This is a genomic window from Kandleria vitulina DSM 20405 (genome assembly GCF_000702065.1).
GTDB lineage: Bacteria > Bacillota_I > Bacilli_A > Erysipelotrichales > Coprobacillaceae > Kandleria > Kandleria vitulina.
In genome coordinates, this window is the sequence record NZ_JNKN01000006.1 from 25,323 (window position 1) to 44,571 (window position 19,249).

General features: G+C 35.8%; 17 protein-coding genes. 15 read left to right on the forward strand and 2 right to left on the reverse strand.

What is annotated here, in order from left to right:
- Nucleotides 1–2: 2 nt before the first annotated feature.
- Genes T513_RS0102895 through T513_RS0102910 form a run of 4 tightly spaced genes read left to right on the forward strand, consistent with a single transcriptional unit; the run spans nt 3 to nt 4,031 of the window.
- Nucleotides 3–1,133: a glycosyltransferase gene (locus T513_RS0102895; protein ID WP_031588840.1), complete on the forward strand. Its 1,131-nt coding sequence runs from the start codon at nt 3–5 to the stop codon at nt 1,131–1,133.
- Nucleotides 1,118–2,644 (forward strand): lipopolysaccharide biosynthesis protein, encoded by a 1,527-nt coding sequence (locus tag T513_RS0102900; RefSeq protein ID WP_031588842.1) that lies wholly within the window; start codon nt 1,118–1,120, stop codon nt 2,642–2,644. Before T513_RS0102895 ends, T513_RS0102900 begins: the two co-directional genes overlap by 16 nt.
- A 12-nt stretch (nt 2,645–2,656) precedes the next feature.
- Entirely contained in the window at nt 2,657–3,454 is a 798-nt protein-coding gene (locus T513_RS11675; RefSeq protein ID WP_051654367.1) for a DUF2334 domain-containing protein, read from the forward strand.
- Nucleotides 3,438–4,031: a YveK family protein gene (locus T513_RS0102910; RefSeq protein WP_031588846.1), complete on the forward strand. Its 594-nt coding sequence runs from the start codon at nt 3,438–3,440 to the stop codon at nt 4,029–4,031. The genes T513_RS11675 and T513_RS0102910 overlap by 17 nt, the downstream gene beginning before the upstream one ends.
- Before the next feature lie 13 nt (nt 4,032–4,044).
- On the opposite strand, the gene T513_RS0102915 is transcribed toward T513_RS0102910, so the two are convergent.
- Both T513_RS0102915 and T513_RS0102920 read right to left on the reverse strand, forming a co-directional pair.
- Nucleotides 4,045–5,127, reverse strand: a complete 1,083-nt coding sequence (locus tag T513_RS0102915) for a GDP-mannose 4,6-dehydratase (RefSeq protein ID WP_031588847.1) — start codon at nt 5,125–5,127, stop codon at nt 4,045–4,047.
- Nucleotides 5,128–5,136: 9 nt separating this feature from the next.
- The gene (locus T513_RS0102920; RefSeq protein WP_031588849.1) at nt 5,137–6,603 is read right to left on the reverse strand and encodes a nucleotide sugar dehydrogenase; all 1,467 of its coding nucleotides are present in this window, start codon (nt 6,601–6,603) and stop codon (nt 5,137–5,139) included.
- Nucleotides 6,604–6,826: 223 nt separating this feature from the next.
- Between T513_RS0102920 and T513_RS0102925 the strand changes: the two genes are divergently transcribed.
- From T513_RS0102925 to T513_RS0102980, 11 genes are all read left to right on the forward strand, one after another.
- On the forward strand, nt 6,827–8,197 hold the full coding sequence (locus tag T513_RS0102925) for a Wadjet anti-phage system protein JetA family protein (RefSeq protein ID WP_029070595.1): 1,371 nt from the start codon (nt 6,827–6,829) through the stop codon (nt 8,195–8,197).
- A complete protein-coding gene (locus tag T513_RS0102930) occupies nt 8,197–8,814 on the forward strand; it encodes a DUF4194 domain-containing protein (RefSeq protein WP_031588850.1) in 618 nt (205 codons plus the stop codon). Before T513_RS0102925 ends, T513_RS0102930 begins: the two co-directional genes overlap by 1 nt.
- Nucleotides 8,783–12,037 (forward strand): SbcC/MukB-like Walker B domain-containing protein, encoded by a 3,255-nt coding sequence (locus T513_RS0102935; protein WP_031588852.1) that lies wholly within the window; start codon nt 8,783–8,785, stop codon nt 12,035–12,037. The genes T513_RS0102930 and T513_RS0102935 overlap by 32 nt, the downstream gene beginning before the upstream one ends.
- Before the next feature lie 98 nt (nt 12,038–12,135).
- Nucleotides 12,136–13,221: a glycerol dehydrogenase gene (locus T513_RS0102940; protein ID WP_031588854.1), complete on the forward strand. Its 1,086-nt coding sequence runs from the start codon at nt 12,136–12,138 to the stop codon at nt 13,219–13,221.
- A 56-nt stretch (nt 13,222–13,277) separates the two neighbouring features.
- Entirely contained in the window at nt 13,278–13,829 is a 552-nt protein-coding gene (locus T513_RS0102945) for a GNAT family N-acetyltransferase (RefSeq protein WP_031588855.1), read from the forward strand.
- A gap of 58 nt (nt 13,830–13,887) precedes the next feature.
- Nucleotides 13,888–14,355, forward strand: coding sequence for a GNAT family N-acetyltransferase (locus T513_RS0102950; RefSeq protein ID WP_035876495.1), 468 nt, complete (start codon nt 13,888–13,890; stop codon nt 14,353–14,355).
- Nucleotides 14,356–14,799: 444 nt separating this feature from the next.
- Complete coding sequence (locus T513_RS0102955; RefSeq protein ID WP_155266061.1) at nt 14,800–15,288, forward strand: LCP family protein; 489 nt, start codon at nt 14,800–14,802, stop codon at nt 15,286–15,288.
- A gap of 80 nt (nt 15,289–15,368) precedes the next feature.
- Complete coding sequence (locus tag T513_RS11910; RefSeq protein ID WP_155266062.1) at nt 15,369–16,364, forward strand: Ig-like domain-containing protein; 996 nt, start codon at nt 15,369–15,371, stop codon at nt 16,362–16,364.
- A gap of 492 nt (nt 16,365–16,856) precedes the next feature.
- Nucleotides 16,857–17,597: a YveK family protein gene (locus T513_RS0102970; RefSeq protein WP_031588861.1), complete on the forward strand. Its 741-nt coding sequence runs from the start codon at nt 16,857–16,859 to the stop codon at nt 17,595–17,597.
- Entirely contained in the window at nt 17,597–18,280 is a 684-nt protein-coding gene (locus T513_RS0102975) for a CpsD/CapB family tyrosine-protein kinase (protein ID WP_035876497.1), read from the forward strand. Before T513_RS0102970 ends, T513_RS0102975 begins: the two co-directional genes overlap by 1 nt.
- Nucleotides 18,249–19,241, forward strand: coding sequence for an LCP family protein (locus tag T513_RS0102980; RefSeq protein WP_031588864.1), 993 nt, complete (start codon nt 18,249–18,251; stop codon nt 19,239–19,241). The genes T513_RS0102975 and T513_RS0102980 overlap by 32 nt, the downstream gene beginning before the upstream one ends.
- Nucleotides 19,242–19,249: the final 8 nt, after the last annotated feature.

Below are 19,249 nucleotides of genomic sequence, written 5' to 3' on the forward strand. Positions count from 1 at the left end.
TTATGATTAAACTCATGCATTTTATTCACGGATTCAATACCGGAGGAGCAGAGACACTCGTCAAGAACTATATGACACATATCGATCATTCTGTTTTTGATGTCACTGTCTTATGTATTGAACATTTTCCCGATTCTCCCTACGAAGACTATCTTAAAAGGCAGGGGATAAAGGTCATCTATCTTTGTGATAATATCAAGCACTTTGATAGTCGTCGTCTAGATCATCGTATCCTCAATCATATAGAAATCTATCTTCAAGTAAGAAAACTTATTAGAGAGGTTTCTCCTGATATTATTCATTTTCATCTGGCTTTACAAAAATATATCCGTTTCGCCAAGCCAAAAAAGAATACAATCATGTTCTACACGCAACATTTTGATTTCTCAAGAATGATTGAAGATCGTATCCAGATGACACATCTCAAATGGGTCATCAGCCACTATCCTACTGAAATTATCGCCTTGCATAGTCAAATGAAAAAAGAGATGTCTCATCTCATCTCTCCTCAATATATTGAGGTATTAAACAACGGTATTGATATTGATCAATATCAAAATCTTCCTTCAAAAGTAGAGAAGAGAAAAGCTCTTCATATTGATGAGAATGCACTTCTTATCGTTCATGTAGGACGCTTTGATAAGATCAAAAATCATGATTTCCTTCTTGATGTCTTTAATGATATTAAGAAGAAGCGTCCGTCAGCTTCTCTTCTTCTGATTGGTTCAGGAACAGAGGAAAAGGCGATTCTTGATAAGGTGAAAAGACTTCATCTAAAAGATGATGTCCACATCTTATCTAACAGAGATGATGTCAATGAATGTCTTCAGATGGCCGATGGGGCAATCTTCCCATCATTTTCAGAAGGTATGCCTATTTCACTTGTAGAAATGCAGGCAGCGGGTTTACCGATTGTCACGTCAGATGTGATTTCAGAAGAGATCAAGGTCTCTAATCTGATTACTTTTCTTCCTTTAGGAAATGCAGCACAATGGGCTGATACATTGATTGATCATATCGAAAGAAGAGAAGAAGTCATCTATGATCACTTGGAAGAATGGGATATTAAAGAGAGCGTAAGAAAGCTTGAACGATTATATTTAGAAAGGTATGAAACATGGAATCACGAATAAAGAATACAAAAAGAAATCTTGTCAGTGGTTTTTTAAGACAGGGTGCCAATATCTTATTGCCGTTCTTGACAAGGACGATGGTACTTTATCTTCTTGGGGCAAAATACCAGGGGTTAAGCAGTCTCTTTCATTCCATTCTTCATGTCCTCAATCTTGCGGATTTAGGTTTTACGACAGCGATTGTCTTTGTGCTCTATAAGCCTGTCGCTTTAGATGATCATGAAAGCATCTGCGCTATTTTAGCTTATTTAAGAAAGATCTATTGGATCATCGGTGCAGTCTTCCTGCTTGGTGGCTTGTTTGTCATGCCGTTCTTGCCAAGTCTTATTTCAGGAAGCTATCCACAAGATCTGAATATTTATTTATTATTTTTTATCTATCTTATTGATACAAGTCTTTCTTATATGCTTTTTGGCTACAAGAGTGTCCTATTAACCGCCATGCAAAGAGATGATGTTGTTAACAACATCTATACTTTCTCATCAACATTGTTGAGGATTGCACAGGTGATTATTCTCTTTATTGCCAAAGACTATATGTTATTTGTGGCATTGATGCCGCTTTGTACATTGTTAAATAACTTTTTGACGCAATACTTTGCCAATAAGTTATTTCCCCATCTTAAGCCGTTAGGACAAATTGATAAGACCACAAAAGAAAAGATCATGCGACAGGTTAAGGGAATCGTTGTCGATCGCATTGGCGATACAGCCCGCAACAGCATGGATTCTATTTTTCTTTCTGCTTATCTTGGTTTAACGACAGTGGCAATCTACGATAACTACTACTATATCTATAGTGCGCTCTATGGCATCACATTAATGATCATCAATGCGATGCAGGCCTCTGTGGGAAACAGTATTGTGAAAGAGAGCGTTGAGAAGAACTATCGTGATCTGTTTAAGTTTACATTTATCTTTGAATGGATCTGCGGCTGGATGGCTATATGCATGTGCTGTCTCTATCAGCCCTTTATGGCCTTGTGGCTTCGTGATGCAAAGATGATTTTTCCAAATTACATCATGGTTATGTTCTGTCTTTATTTTTATCTTATCACCATGAACAATACACGTAATCTTTATACCTCGGGAGCAGGCCTCTATTGGGAGATGCGTGTCTGGTATATCATTGAAGCTATCGGTAATATCGTACTTAATGCGACACTGGGTTATTTCTATGGTGTTACCGGTATTATTCTTGCGACGATCATTACGATCGTGCTCTTTAATTTTATTGCCCGCAATGCGGTATTGTTTGCGCATTATTTTAAGTGCAGTTCACGTGAGTTCTATGTTAAGCATGGAACCTATGCACTGGTCACGATTGTAAATGGGGGCATTACTTACTTTTTGACACGTCTTGTCCCAGTTGATGGTTTTATTGGTTTCATCATTATGATTGTACTTTGTGCCATCATCCCACATCTTCTTTATTATCTTGCTTATCGTAAAAGTGATAGTTATCAGGAGATGGTTGCTTTTGTAAAGACAGTCATCAAGGTGAAACATTAAGGAGGTACAGATTTGAAAAAAATACTTGTAAGATTTGATGATCTTTGTCCCACAATGAACAAAGAACAATGGGAAAAAGCGAAAGTCCTGTTAAAACAATATGATGTCAAGCCACTATTAGGGGTTGTACCAGAATGTCGAGATCCAGAGCTGCTTATTGATAAGGAAGATCTCCATTTCTGGGAAGAAATGAGATCCCTTCAAAAAGAAGGCTACACCCTTGCGATGCACGGCTGCTTTCATGAATGCATCCACCAAGGAAAGACCCTCGTGAGTGGACCAGGGTATTCAGAATTTGCAGGACGCAGCTACGAAGATCAATACGCAACCATAAAGAAAGGCAAAGAAATCCTAGAAGAACATGGCATACACACCACCATCTTCTTTGCTCCTCGCCATAGCTATGATCTTAATACATTGAAAGCTTTAGCAGCCAATGGCTTTACTCACATCTCCGATGGGAAAAGCCATACGGTGTGGAATAGGGAAGGGATCCTATGTGTACCATGTCGCTCAAGCGGATGCCCCGCCATTCGTTTTAACGGATACTATACAGCTGTCTTTCACGCCCATGAATGGGTGCGTGAAGACAAGGCTTTTGCCTATAAGGAATTTGTGTCTTTGTTAGAAAATCATCATCAGGATATCGTTGATTTTAATGAATTTGCATCACGTAAAGAAGGTCATCCATTTGTTCAGATGATAAGTGAAAAAGCATTTATTTTTTATGAAAACCATATTCGTCCAAAGCTCAGTGCTTTGCATGTCTTAATAAAGAGAAGGGGGAGAAAAAATGGAAGAAAGACTTGATCTGCGACAGCTTATTTCATATTTATTTTCATATTGGTATATATTATTAATTTCATTGATATTGGGAGTAACAGGAGGAATTGTCTATCATAAATTTCTGACATCACCGCAATATCAGTCAACAGCTACCGTTTATATTAGAAGCAATCAGAAAGAGATTTCCTATGATGATCTACAGCTAAGCAATAGTCTAGCTTCCGATTATCAGCATATTTTTACCGCTAGTCCTAATTTAAAGGCGGTGATGTCTTCATTGCATCTTTCTTATGATGAAGATGAATTATTAGAAATGATCAATGTAGAACATCCAGCCGACACACGTATTCTTAAGATTACAGTGACTTCCTCTGATAATGAAGAAGCAAAAAAAATAGCGGATGCTCTTGCGGAGGAAGGAATGAAGAGTATTCGTAAACTTGACGGACAAGTTCCTTATCTTGTTCAGCAGGGGAAAGTATCTCATATCAATGTGGGAGCATCGCTAATGGAACATGTCACTCTCTTTGTCATTGGTGTTGTTGGTCTATGTGCGTTGCTTATCGTATTTAAATTCTTTATGAAAAAACCAGGCGAGTAGCCTGGTTTTTTTATTATTCATAGAAGTCTTTATACCACTTGGCAAATGCCCGAAGACCTTCTCTAAGTGTTGTCTTTGGCTTGAAGTGGAAATCTCTTTCTAATGCGGATGTATCCGCATAAGTAATTGGTACATCTCCTGGCTGCATAGCGACAAGTTCTTTATGTGCTTCAAAGTCATAGTCTTCAGGAAGCACTTTAGCACGTATGAGTTCTTCTTGAAGAATAGAGACGAAATCCAATAGATTTTCTGGATGAGAGTTTCCGATGTTATAAATAGAATAAGGTGGAAGAGGAAGACCATCTTCACCGTTCTTTCTTTCTGGTGCACCTTGCATGATACGCTGTACTCCTTCAACGATATCATCTACAAAAGTGAAGTCACGCTTACAGTTTCCATAGTTGAAGATCTTGATTGTTTCACCTTTTAATAGCTTATTCGTAAATCCAAAATAAGCCATATCAGGACGACCTGCAGGACCATAGACCGTAAAGAATCTTAAGCCGGTGCATGGAATATTGTATAGCTTAGCGTAGGCATGAGCCATAAGTTCATTGCTTTTCTTTGTAGCTGCATACAAAGAAACAGGATTATCAACTTGATCATCAGTGCTATATGGTACTTTCTTGTTTGTACCATAGACACTTGAAGAAGAGGCGTAGACAAGATGTTCTACGCCTTTCTTATTATTGTCATAAGAATGACGACAAGCTTCAAGAATATTAGAGAAACCAATCAGATTTGATGAAATATAGGCATCAGGGTTAGTGATAGAATAACGTACACCAGCCTGTGCAGCTAAATTCACTACAATATCTGGTTCATGATCTTTAAAGATAGTATTGATTAACTGTGCATCTGATAAATCTCCTTTAATGAAAGTGTATGAAGAAGAAGGATGTAAAGAAGCTTCTTTTTCAATTTCTTTAAGACGCCAGTTTTTAATGTTTACATCGTAGTAATCATTTAAGTTATCTAATCCTACTATATGAATAGAAGAAATTGTTTTTAATAAAGAAAGAACAAGGTTGCTGCCAATAAAGCCAGCTGAACCTGTTACGAGAACAGTCTTTCCATTTAATTCTATATGTTCCATAAAAACCTCCTAGTCTCTTCTAAATAGATCTCGTGTGTAGACTTTGTCTTTTACATCATCAAGACATGAATTGTATCTATTGGCAATGATGGCCTGTGAAATGCGTTTGAATTCATCTAGATCATTGATAACCTTGCTGCCAAAGAAAGTTGAATGATCAGGAAGAGTTGGTTCATAGATAACGACTGTTGCCCCTTTAGCCTTGATTCTCTTCATAACTCCCTGAATAGAAGATTGTCTAAAGTTATCAGAGTTAGATTTCATTGTTAAACGATATACCCCAATGATAACCTCTTTTTCTTTACTTTCATCATAGCTGCTGTTGGCTTCATAGGCACCTGCGATTTCAAGAACACGATCCGCAATGAAATCTTTTCTTGTCTTATTAGAAGCAACAATGGCTTCAATCATGTTCTGAGGAACATTTTCAAAGTTTGCTAACAATTGCTTAGTATCTTTTGGTAAGCAGTATCCACCATATCCAAATGAAGGGTTGTTGTAATGTGAACCGATACGAGGATCAAGACAGACACCGTTGATGATCTCTTGAGTATTTAAGTTCTTGCTTTCTGCATAAGTATCTAATTCATTGAAGTAGGAAACACGTAGTGCTAAATAAGTATTTGCAAAAAGCTTAACGGCTTCCGCTTCAGTGAAGCCCATAAATAATGTATCGATGTTTTCTTTTAAAGCACCTTCATTTAATAATTCCGCAAAGATTTCAGCTTCTTTTCTGCTTGATTCATCGCATCCTACAATAATACGAGAAGGATAAAGGTTATCATAAAGAGCCTTTGATTCTCTTAAGAATTCAGGTGAGAAGATAATACGATCAGTGTGGAATTTTTCTCTAACAGTGTTTGTATATCCAACTGGAATGGTAGATTTAATAATCATTGTCGCATGAGGATTAACTTTTAATACTAAAGAAATAACATCTTCTACAGCTGATGTATTAAAGAAGTTTTTCTTTGAATCATAGTTTGTAGGTGCTGCAATGACCACAAAGTCAGCTTTGCGATAAGCTTCTTCTCCATCAAGAGTTGCATGAAGATCTAATTCTTTTTCTTTAAGATATTTTTCAATATAGTCATCTTGAATAGGTGATTGATGATTATTGATCATATCTACTTTCTCTTTAACAATATCAACAGCTTCTACATGATGATGCTGAGATAAAAGCGTAGCGATGGATAATCCTACATATCCTGTACCCGCAACAGCGATATTATAGTGTTTATTAATTGTTTTCTTGACTGATCTTTTTTCTTCAAAAAGATCAGTGATATCAAAATGAAGCTGTTCAGATAGTTTTTCAAGCTGTTCAATTGAAGGAACATAGTCCATCTTTTCTGCACGGCTGATCATAGCACGGTTGATGCCAGTTGCTTCTGAAAGCATTTTTTGTGTAAAGTTTAGTTCTTTTCTTTTTGAGATAAGCGTCTCACTTAGGCGCTTCTGGGATAAAGTTTTCATTACAGTCCTCCTTATGTTATTTTAAATAACATTTCATAGAAAATATTATACATTATATTTAAATTAAAATCAATTTTAGGATATAAAAATAAGCTGCTTCATTACAAATGTTATTTAAAATAACAAATATAAAGTTTTAGACATAAAGTATGAAAAAAGCCATAGAATAAGGATGAAAACTTTTGTATAATAGAAATCACGTTTAGAAAAGAGGTGTTATGCGATGAATTTCTGGAATCTATTTGATACCTTTGATAATGAGAAATTCTTTAATCCCTTAACAGGAGAAAACCGTACAATCTATTTTCAGATCATTCAGGCTTTAATAGCGATGGCTAATAGTAGAGAAGATCTTTATGAACAGGATGCTAAAAACAAGATATTTGATTATCAGTCTCTTCTTGAAGAAGAAGCAATGGGAAGCACACCTAATGATATATTAAAATATTTTGAAGAATGTGGATGGATCCGAAGAGAACAGTCAAGAAACGGATTAGAATACTATGTTCGTATCACATCTGAGTGTCGTATCCTGATGGATGGATTGATGAGTGTAAGAAGAGGGGCTGACAACAGTAAAGGCCATATCTTTGCCATGTATGAAATTGTCAGAGCGGCAAGCGATGATACATTTGGCTACCGTCGATTAGAACCTTACAAGCAGATTCTAGAGCCATTGGAAATGCATAAGAATGCCTTGAAAAATGAACTTATTGATTTACGTGATAATATCCTTGCATTAATCAAGAAGCTTCTTGATACCAATGAGCTTTCTCATATGGGACATCTTTTAAGTAAAGAAGAAATGATCAAGGATTTCTTTAACAACTACTTTAGATTAAAGAATGATGGGAATGTATTGGCTTTTATTCCTGTCATCATCAACTATTGTAGAAAGCTAGAATATGAAGATGATGCCTTAATAGAAAAGATGGTCTATGATGCACCACGTGAAGATCATGTCAACCAGGAAACAATTCGTTTAAGACTCAGCAGCATTATAAGCTTTTTGGATTATAGCTATGAAGATAATATGAACATCATTGAAAACCGTATTGATGAATATTATGTACTTGCTAATCAGCGTATACGTATGCGTTTGACTTATCATGATAGTCTTCATCCAGCTATAGAACGTTTCTTCCAGATTGTAAACAACCATCCTGATCTAATGGAAGAAAGTGTAGAGAATATTAATAAGAAATGTATCAATATTGTCAATCAGTCTTTTATAGCAAGACAGTCATTTGATTTAAAGAAGAAAAGAGATATGCATAAAGGACGAGTAATGCCAATTAAGCCCATTGTTATTGATGAAGATACAATCAAGAAAGAACAGGAACTATTATCTCGATCAATAAATAGAGCCTACTCTAAACATAATGTCGCAAAATATATGGATGGATGGCATATTAAGGAGAAGGTACATATCAATAAGGACATGATCAAGAATAAGAAAGATGTCTTAACCTTGATTGCTGCACTGATGTATGTAAACAATGAAGATTTCCCATATGAAATCAATATTACCGATCAAAGATTAGTGACTGATTTTTGTGAAATGCCAGATATGATTATAAGGAGAAGAAAATAATGATAGTAGATGAAGAGATGTATAAAGTTGCTATTAGAAAACTATTAGGTTCAACTTTTATCATGCGAAGAAAAGATAAGAAGGTCTATGACTACATTATGGATAATGAACATCGAGAATTCATTATGTCTAGACTAGAAGAAATCGGCTATGGATTAGAGTGGAATGAAGAAGATGAAATTGTTTCATTAATCGATCTCTCTTTACAAAATGGAGAAGAGACTCCTTATAATTTCCATCGTTTTTCTCCTCATACCATCTATATGCTTTTTGTATTGATGCTTATTTATGAAGAAAAGAAAGCCAATTGGGTAGAACGTATTATCGTAAACTTTGAAGAAGTACAAGATCGACTTCAGTCATTGCATCTTGACATTACGCCATCTGAAAAAAGAAATGCCTATAAGCAGTTTAGACGCTATAATTTGATTTCAGTTAAAGATAGAGATCTTCGTCTTAATGTAGAAGAAGGAGGAACACTAGAAATCTATCCTTCTATTATGTTTTGTATGAAAGAAGAACAGTTTGCATTGGTTTTAAAAGATCTAGAAGAAAAAATAAAGGAAAGGGAAGAAGGTGAAGACAATGATTACAATGACGAGAACATGGCTGATTAACTGGTATGGATTTGAAAACAGCATTGATCGTGTCGGATTAATGACCGATATTACCGGAAACAATGGATCAGGAAAATCTGCCTGGCTTGATGCGATCAAGTATGCCTACATCGGTGATACTGGATTCAACAGTTCATCTGATGCGAAAGGTACAGGCTCGAAAAAAAGAACAATTGATTCTTATGTAAGAAAGCTTATCAATGCATCAAGAAATGAATATGGCAGACCGGTTTCTCAATATAATGAAGTCTATGCCTACATCATGCTTGAATGGTATGATGATCTCAATGATCAATATTTAATTACCGGATGTATTATCAAAGATGATGCAGCTAACACTACAGAAACAAGATGGTTCAATATTGAAAATATGTCACTCGATGATATTCATCCATTAAGTGAAGACAATATTCCTTACACTTTTCAGCAGTTTAGAAAAGTCAATGACATCAGCTATGCGCCTAATAAAGATGAAGCATTCAATGAAGCAATGTCACTATTGGGATTAAAGATTTCTACTTACAATGAAGGAAGAAAGAATTATTTAAGAAAACTTAAATCCATTTTGACTTATGATCCAAAAGAAGTAGGAAAGATCAGTGATTTCATTAAGAACTATGTTCTTGATGATGAAAAGAAAGTTGATATTTCTAAATTAAAGAAAACCAAGGAAGACATTGATGAACTTAATCGTACATTAACACGTTTAGATGAAGAAATCAGTTTTATCAAAAAGATCATTGATCAATATGATCAGTATCATCATTATGATCATATTCTTCTTCTTGATGAAATCAAGAATGCCTACAAGCGAGTTGTAGAAGCAAAGAACACTATTGAGGATATCAATAATCAAATTGAAGAAAATAAAGAAAAAAGAGCAATTTGTGAAAAAGAAAATGAATCCTTAAATGATGAAATACTTCTTCTTGCTCAAGAAATAGAAGGATTAGATGAAACATTGGATGAATGGGATGTCACTAAGTCACTTCATCATTATAAAGATAGAGAATCACAGCTTGAAGAAAAGAGAAGACAGCTTCAATTTAAAAAGCGTGATCTAGAAGAGCTGATGGGACAGCTTAGCTATATTGAAAAGAAGATCAATACATTTAGTGAAGAGAATCATCTAGATGCACTTGATCATAAGATCATTTCTCAAATAAAGACAAAGAAAAAAGAAGCAATCTTTAACTTGCGTCGTATTGTTGAAGAGTGTGCTTCTATCAATAATGCGAAAATACCACTTCTTGAACAAAAGAAAAGAAATGTTCATACACAAAGTGTGGAAGAAAAGGATATTATTGAAGCCTTATCAAAGAATAAGTTTGTCTACCATGAAGCAAAAGAGAATCTGGCTTTAATTAAAGATATCAAGGATGTCTTTAAAAAGAAAAATATTGATTCACCAGTAGAAATGGTCTGCAAGTATGTTACTGAAATAGATGAAGAGTGGAGAGCGGTTATTGAAAACTATCTTGGATGGAGAAGATATGATATCATCGTTGATCCTTCTTATCTTGATATTGCTCAACAGGTAAGAAACAAGGGAAATTATCCTCATGCAAGATTGGTCAATACGTATCAGCTAAAAGATTTTGAATGTGTAGAACAGTCATTGATGGAAAAGCTTTCTGTCAGCAATATTCATGCTGCTCGTTATCTTAAGTTCCTTCTTGGAAAGATTGTCGCTATTGAAGATGACAATGTAAAAGAATATCCACGAGGCATGAAAAAAGATGGGACTGCCAGTCTTAATATGACAATCTTCTCTTTAGATTTTCATCATGTGAACGATTATGTCTTTGGAGAAAGTGCGTTATCTTTAAATATAGAGAAACATGAAAAACATTTGAATGAATTGATGGCATGTCTTTCTTCATTAGAAAAGAATCAGCAGTACGCTCAGGATTTCAAGAATGATTTCCAGGCAATGCTTTCTATTTTGCATGATCAGTATGATTTTGATATTGATCTTCATATAGAAGAAAACAATGAGGCATTGCTTGCATGTCAAAGTCATGTTGAAGAACTGACAAGACAGATGCATGAAAATATTGATTTTGAAAACATCCGTCATCAAAGAGAATTAGCTCTTGAAAAGAAGAAGAACAATGAACAAAAAGTAGCGAATAATCGCTATGAGATGGACAATATTGATCGACAGATCAAGAAGCTGAAGAGTGTGCTTGATACACGTAAAAAAGAAGTAGAAGAAGCAAAGCTGGCATTAGAGGATGCAAGAGAGAAAAATGAGATTACTGCCAATGAGGCTATTAATCAATATGAAGATTATCTTTCTTCTCATAAAGAAGGCAATGTTCTTCCTGAAAGCAAGGCAAAATCTCTTCATAAGAAAAGAGAACAGCTGGTTGCAGGCATTATGGGATTACAGGGAGAATTTGGTGGAAAGTATTATTCTGAAGCCACTATTGTCAATACGTTAGAAGCAGAGAAGATGTTCCGTCATCGTTATAATGATATTCAGATGGGCAATATTGAAATGATCAAGACAGATTTGATTGAAAAGAAATCTCATTATCGTGAAAACTTCAAGAATGAGTTTGCCTTAAAGATCCTTAAGTTCTGTAATGATGCCATGATGGAATTAAAACGACTTAATAAGGAATTAAGTGAAACAGGCTATGATACACAGTATGTCTTTGATGTACATTTTAAAGATGATTCATCAGATTATGCATCAATCATTCGTTTTGGTAAGACATTAAGTGAAGGTCTGCTTACTTTTACATCAGGTAATGTCAATATTGAAGAATTAGATCAGGAAATGGATCAGATTGTAGATGATATCATCAATTCTGATGATATTGATGACTACGCTGATTATCGTAACTACTTGTCTTATGATATTCTCTTCAGCAATGATACAATCAAGCAGGGAAGCTTATCTAAGCAGATTGGCAGCAACTCGGGTGCCGAACTGCAGATTCCTTATACTTTGATCTTAATTTCAGCTTTATTGATGATCTATAATCATCGTGATAATTCATCACGTATTCTCTTTATTGATGAACCATTTGAAAAACTTAGTCCTGATAATGTCATGAAGATGGTAAGATTCTTCAAGGAAAAGAAACTGCAGTGTTTCTTCTGTTCAGCAAGCAATCTTGGCGATATTGGACAGGAAGCAGATGTGATTTTACAGGCTATAAAATATGGAAAAGACAATAGCATGAAACTATTGCCATATCATTTTAAATAGGAATCTTCGGATTCCTTTTTTCAATATGTAATAATTTTAATACAAAGCTTCTATTGTGAACTATAATATAGATATCGCAAAAAGAAAGGGTGATACATATGAAATTATTGCGTGCAATGAGAGAACCTCTTAAATATGTACAAGGAAGAGATGCGACTTATCATTTTTATGATGAAATGCACTATATGGGACATAGATGGCTGTTTATCTGTTCCAACAGTGGATATAAGGCTTGCCATGATGCATTAGAAACAAGCTTTAGGGATCATGATGACTATCGTCGCTATGAAGTATTTGGTGGTCTTTCAAGCAAAAGTGAAATTGAAAAAATGAAATCCATCGTTGAAGAAGACCATATTGACGTTGTCGTTGCAGTTGGTGGGGGATCAGCTGTCGATACAGCGAAAGCAACTGCTTATTATACAGGTAAACATATTGTCATTATTCCAACTGTAGCAGCAACTGATGCCCCATGTACTGGTCTGTCAGTAATTTATAATGATGATGGCAGCTTCAATCAGTATTTATTCTATCCAACTAACCCTGATGCGGTGATGGTAGATAGCCAGGTGATTGCCAATGCCCCAGTGCGCTTTTTGATTGCTGGTATGGGAGATGCCTTAGGTACTTATTTTGAAGGTCGTGCATCTTATCGTACTGAATCGTCAAGTCTTGAAGGAACAGGTATTACAAGAACCGGAATGGCGATTGCGAAAACTTGTTATGACACATTGCGAGAATATGGCTTACAGGCTGTTCGCTCTTGTGAGGAACATGTGGTGACACCAGCTTTGGATGCTATTATTGAAGCGAATGTCTATATGTCAGGAGTAGGTGCGGACAATGTCAATTGTGCAGCAGCACATTCATTCTATAACGGTGTGACTTCACTTGGTGGACATAGTGCTGATCACGGATGCTGCGTGGCTTTTGGGACTCTTGTACAGCTGATTCTTGAAGGTGCTTCAAAAGAAGAATTTTATGAAGTGCAGAACTTCTGTAAAGAAGTAGGTCTTCCTACTACTTTATTGAAACTAGGCATCACGAATCATGAAGATGTGCGCACTATTGCTAAAAATGCATGCGTTGAAGGAGAAACGATTCATAATCTTGCAGGTGATGTCACTCCTGATGAACTTTATGATGCTATTATCTTAGCAGATGCCTTAGGACAAGAACTCTAAAGATTGACTTCCTCTTTCTTGTTGATTAAACTTGAAAACAATAAGGGGGAGAATATATGCATATTAGAGATGCCAAAATTGAAGATGCAAAACGTCTTATTGAAATCTATAACTACTATATTAAAAATACAGCCATCACATTTGAATATGATGAAGTGAGTGAAGATGAGTTTATTGATCGTATGAAGGAGATCATGTCTTTTTATCCTTATCTTGTCATTGAAGATGAAGGTCAAGTTCAAGGATATGCTTATGCTCATGCCTTCTATCCTCGTGCCGCCTATTCATGGTCATGTGAGCTAAGCATCTATCTTGATCACCACGCTAAAGGGAAAGGCTATGGACGTAAGCTTTATGAAGAGATAGAGAAGGCATTATTTAAAATGGGGATGACCAACCTTTATGCTTGCATTAGCGTTCCTGAAGTTGAAGATGAGACATTAACTAACAACAGTGCACAGTTCCATGCACATTTAGGATTTCATAAAGTAGGTACATTTAAAAACTGTGGCTACAAGTTTGATCGCTGGTATCATATGATCTGGATGGAAAAAATCATTAATGAACATGTTATTCATCCATCAATTAAAGCGTATAAAGATATATAATCCATTTTTCACAGTGATTTTACTTCCTTTTTCTATAATGAAGAAGAGGAGTGAAATTATGATTGCGATAAAGCAATTGACAATTGAGAATGTAGATGAACTACTTAAGATGAGAAAACTCTCATTATCGCAGGTCTTTGAAGAAGAAAAGAAAGAGATGAGCGATGAGGAATGGTCAAGTCTTGAGAAAGAGACGAGACTGTATTATTTAGAAGAGCTTGTAGCCAATAGACATATTGCAGTGGCAGCTTATGAGGGTGAAGAGTTATTAGGATGGGGCGGTATGTGTCTTCATCGAGAAATGCCTTCACCTGATAATATGAGTGGTCAAAGTGGATATCTTATGAATATCTATACAAAAAAACAACACCGTGGAAAAGGTGTTGGTAAAGCCATCTGTCGTCATCTTATTCGTCTTGCAAAAAAGATTGGTATTGATAAGATCTATCTTGAAAGTACAGAAGAAGGTAAGCATCTTTATCGTAGGCTGGGCTTTCAGGATACGGAAGACTATATGAAACTATAAAGCAGGGAGAATTATCTCCTTGCTTTTTTGTGTTCAATAAAAATATAAAACAAAAGTGAGAAAATAAAGAAAAATGCAGATAAGATGCTATAACAAAAAAAGAAATAGTCAAATATTGGGGAAGTTTCAGTTACGAACGATATAATGATAAGAATAATTAAAAGAATGCTGTTTAACGTAAGAATTCGTTGTATTAATCTGTTCATTGTTCTTTTCTCCTTGTATGTATCTTATTCTATCATCTGTAAAGATACTTACAATATTTATACATTTAAAATAATGTTTTGAAGAGACATCTGAATAGTAGCATTATTTTAATGTGTTATTGTCAATAAACTTTTAAAAAAGTAAAATTTGTAATAAAATTAACATGGGATTGACTAATAAATGACATTAAGTTGATTCACGCACACAATATGGATTTTAAGGGTGTGGATTCATCAGTTGAAACAAAAAAGTATTTTGATGATGAATATCCCAATTGCACATTATGGATCAATGGATCTTGATTCACTTGAAATGTTGCAGGATATTGTTGGTACATTGCAAGTAAAAGTGCCAAATGATTCACTTGCAAAAGTAAGCGGGATGAAAAAAAGTGACGTTGTTACGATTACCAAAGACAATGTTGAAGAATTTGTTAGAACTAGAGATACAGACAAAGATTATTATGCACAGAATCGACCTGCTCGTCAGCAGGTATACAATGAAGCTTTCTATGCGAAGATTAAATCGATGCTTGAAGATGATTTTGAAGAAACTGTTACTAAATTATATGGATTTGTATCGCGTATTGTTACCAATGTATCCTATCAGGATATTGTTGCTTTTGGTAATATGATGCTCGAATATAAATACTCATCTGATCAAAATTATGTCTTGCCAGGAAAGAATGGCAAGGATAGTGATTATGATGCATATTACCTTGACTAATCATCTCTAAAAGATATGATTGTCAAAAAATAAACTAAAGGAGGTTATCATTTGATGAAAAAAAGAAAACAGGAAGGAGAGTGCTGAGCTTTTTGCTCACGCTGGCAATGGTTGTCGGGCTATTGTCGGGGATGAGACTGACTGCAATTGCAGCAGAAAACAGTACAGATTACACCCTCACCATCCCGTCCACGCTGACGGTTGCGAACAGCGGCTGGAACGCCACGGACGGCATCAGTGCCACGGGTTCACTGGCCGACGGCAAGAAGCTGACCGTGACCGCAAGCTCCGAAAATAGCTGGGCGCTCAAGTCCGGCGACAACTCCGTGGGCTACAACCTGGCGACTGCCACGGGCACTTACAGCGGCAGCGCAACACCCGCCTCTTGGGAGTTCACCGAGCTTTCCAATACCGCAGCGACCAAGCCCATGGGCATCATCGTGGAGGATTACACCAACAAGCCCGCTGGCACCTATCAGGACACCGTGACCTTTACGGCGAAGGTGGAAAACACGGGTATTCCCGTATCCAGCGTTACCATCAACAACGCCCCAACGGAAGCCCTTTTCGTCAATTCTACGGGAACGCTCACGGCAACCGTTTCGCCAAATGACGCGACGGATAAGACCGTCACATGGTCGAGCAGCGACCCCGACTATGTGAGTATCAACGAGACAACAGGCGAATACACGATCATGGGAAAAAAAGGCTACGGCTCGGCTACTATCACTGCAACGGCAGGTGATAAAACAGCTACCTGCACCATAACAGGAAAGGTTCACCATACCTCACTGCAAGCCGGAGATATAATCCGTGTAGGAGAAACGATTTATACTGGCGGTAGCTGGTCTGTTAATATTAAGCCAGTTACGAGCTTTGGGACTTATGCCGGAGTAATCACATTGGTTGAAGATGAAACAAATGGTAAATTATACTATAAATTTAGTCGTGGAAGTAATAACTCTATGCCAAACTGGACAAGCTTTAGAGTAACAGATAATACTGACGGGCTTTATATAGTAAGTGGTACAGGTACAGGTTCAGATAGGTTTGTATTTGGAGTCCATACGAAATAACACCATTTTATTATTGAGCCCAAAATGTCCATTTTGTAAACAGCCTGAAAAGCAAGGAGAAATTATCTCCTTGCTTTTTTGCGTTCAGTAAAATAATAAATGATGATAACAGCTATAAAATAGCTGGCAGAAGCTATGCTGTAATAAAAGAAGAAAATGTCAAATAAATCAGATGTGTTCATTAAAATAGCAATGCTGATGAAAAAAACAGTACGAAACAGTTTGCAATAAGAATACGATGCAGAACTCTATTCATGATTCACGCTCCTTTGTTTTATTCTAACAGTTATATGATGTTGACAAGACTTATGCTCTTGAACAAAAAGAGATACTGTTTTTATAATTATAAGATTATTCACGTACTACCGTTCGGTAGCTTTTTTCCATTTTTTTTAATTTGATCTTCTTTTAAAAAGTAATTTTTATGTTATAATATTTTTATATTTTACAAAAAATGCCGTTTATCAGTATTTTGGTTATAGGAGGGGTAGTGTGAATTCAGCAAATGAATCACTTAAACAGTTTAACGATGATGTCTATGAGATTGATCTTAAAGCTTTGTTTATAAAGATCAAGACATTATGGTACTTTGTCGTTGTATGTGCATTAGCAGGAGGTATCTTAGGATTATCTTATTTTACATTTTTGTCAACACCACATTATCAGTCTAGTTCGATGGTGTATTTAAGAAGCTCGGATAAAAAGATTTCATTGGAATCTTTACAGTTGAGTTCTAACTTAACATCAGATTATGAAATTATTTTTACATCGAGACCTAATCTTGAGGCAGTTATTAATAAGCTTTCATTAAAGTATACAACAAAGCAGCTTAATAATATGATAAAGATTGAAAATCCTCAGGAAACACGTATTTTAAAGATTTCTGTTACTTCTGATAGTGCTACAGAAGCGATGAAAATCTGTAATGCTCTTGTAGAAGAAGGAATGGATGACATTCGTGAGATTGATTCACAGGAACCATATCGTATTGAAAAAGCAATTGTTAATAATGAAAGAGTAGGACTTAGTCTTTTGAAATCAACTGCTTTAGGTGGCTTAATTGGTATGCTGCTTTGTTTAGGATATATTACATTGCGTTTTGTACTTGATGATGCATTTACGAGTGTTGAAGATGTGGAAGCAACACTTGATCTTCCAGTATTAGCGGTTGTAGTAGACGATAAAGCATTGCATTATGTCAAGAAATCTGGAAAGAAGAGAGGTAAGAAATAATGGAAGAGAAAAATTTTATTGAAATTGAAACACAGATCATTACAACTCATTCTTCTTCTCTTGAATCATTTAAGAAGCTAAGAACAAATTTAATGTATACGGATAATCTGAAAGTGATTTCATTGACATCTTCTATTCCTGATGAGGGAAAGACTGTTATTGCCTTTAATTTAGCATATGCTTTTGCTCAGATGGGCAAGAAGGTCTGTCTTGTGGATTGTGATTTAAGAAGATCATCTTTAAAAGAGTATCTAATGCTTACTAAGCATCATGATGGTGTTTCTGAACTTTTAACTAATCAAGGAAAAGATGGTCTAAACAGTACTAATATCGATAATCTCTATATCATGTTGGCAGGTAAGACACCGCCAAATCCATCAGAGATTCTTTCGTCTTCTCATTTTACAGATATGATTGAATCTTTAAGAGAACAGTTTGATTATGTGATTATCGATACACCACCTGTAGCGGCTGGATCTGATGCAACTGTTGTATCACGCGCAGTTGATGGAACTGTATTCGTTTTAAGAAATGAATTCACTTCAAAGAAGGTTGCCAAGCGTGCAATTGGTGAATTAACAAATAACGGAGGAAGAGTTGTAGGGGTTGTCCTGAGTCGAGTAAAAGCTTCTTCCCAGGATTATGGCCGCTATGGCTACTATGGATATTATGGATATTATTAAAGAACAGAAACGAAAAAAGTTTGCGTTCTTTCTTATCGGATTATTGTCAGTCGCATTGTGTATTGGACTTGTTGCAACTTATCATAAAGGTGAAAGTACTAAGGTTAATAAGGATTCTGATTATCGTCATATTAGTTATCATGGAAAGAGCTATAAGTACAATACGTCAATCATTTCAATTCTTTTGTTAGGAATTGATAAGACGGAAAAGAACCCGGAAACAGAAAATGAACTTGGACAGTCTGATGCAATGGGATTATTGGTTTTTGACCGTGCAAAGAAGCAGGTGAAATTGATTTCTATTCCCCGTGATTCTATAACATCAATTGAAAAGACTGATTTTGATGGAGAATCATTAGGATGGGAAAAAGATCATATCAATCTTGCTTATGCTTATGGTACGGATGAGAAATCTGGATGTATGAAAGCCATGCGTGCTGTCTCTAAGATGATGATGGATATTCCGATTGCTCGCTATGGGTCAATGGATCTTGATTCCCTCAAACTGCTGCAGGATATTGTTGGTACATTACAAGTAAAGGTACCAAATGATTCACTTGCAAAAGTAAATGGAATGAAAAAGGGCGATGTTGTGAAAATCACAAAAGAAAATGTTGAAACATTTGTCAGAACCAGAGACACAGATAAGGATTATTCTGCACAGGATCGACTTGCTCGTCAGCAGGCATACTATGAAGCTTTCTATGCAAAGATAAAAGCGATGCTTAGTGATGATTTCGAATCGACTGTTGCTAAATTGTATGGATTTGTATCACGTATCGTTACTAATGTGTCCTATCAGGATATCGTCACATTTGGCAATATGATGCTTGAATATAAATACACATCTGATCAAAACTATGTCTTGCCTGGAAAGAATGGCAAGGATGGCGATTATGATGCATATTACCTTGATCAATCATCTCTAAAAGATATGATTGTCAAAATATATTATGAATAGGAGGAGAG

Bases quoted from the DNA above. Each gene is read 5' to 3' on its own strand.
- T513_RS0102945 (WP_031588855.1), top strand. From the start codon at position 13,278: ATGCATATTAGAGATGCCAAAATTGAAGATGCAAAACGTCTTATTGAA.
- T513_RS0102935 (WP_031588852.1), top strand. From the start codon at position 8,783: ATGATTACAATGACGAGAACATGGCTGATTAACTGGTATGGATTTGAA.
- T513_RS0102950 (WP_035876495.1), top strand. From the start codon at position 13,888: ATGATTGCGATAAAGCAATTGACAATTGAGAATGTAGATGAACTACTT.
- T513_RS0102920 (WP_031588849.1), bottom strand. From the start codon at position 6,603: ATGAAAACTTTATCCCAGAAGCGCCTAAGTGAGACGCTTATCTCAAAA.
- T513_RS0102980 (WP_031588864.1), top strand. From the start codon at position 18,249: ATGGCTACTATGGATATTATGGATATTATTAAAGAACAGAAACGAAAA.
- T513_RS0102910 (WP_031588846.1), top strand. From the start codon at position 3,438: ATGGAAGAAAGACTTGATCTGCGACAGCTTATTTCATATTTATTTTCA.
- T513_RS0102895 (WP_031588840.1), top strand. From the start codon at position 3: ATGATTAAACTCATGCATTTTATTCACGGATTCAATACCGGAGGAGCA.
- T513_RS0102925 (WP_029070595.1), top strand. From the start codon at position 6,827: ATGAATTTCTGGAATCTATTTGATACCTTTGATAATGAGAAATTCTTT.
- T513_RS0102975 (WP_035876497.1), top strand. From the start codon at position 17,597: ATGGAAGAGAAAAATTTTATTGAAATTGAAACACAGATCATTACAACT.
- T513_RS0102915 (WP_031588847.1), bottom strand. From the start codon at position 5,127: ATGGAACATATAGAATTAAATGGAAAGACTGTTCTCGTAACAGGTTCA.
- T513_RS0102900 (WP_031588842.1), top strand. From the start codon at position 1,118: ATGGAATCACGAATAAAGAATACAAAAAGAAATCTTGTCAGTGGTTTT.
- T513_RS0102940 (WP_031588854.1), top strand. From the start codon at position 12,136: ATGAAATTATTGCGTGCAATGAGAGAACCTCTTAAATATGTACAAGGA.
- T513_RS0102930 (WP_031588850.1), top strand. From the start codon at position 8,197: ATGATAGTAGATGAAGAGATGTATAAAGTTGCTATTAGAAAACTATTA.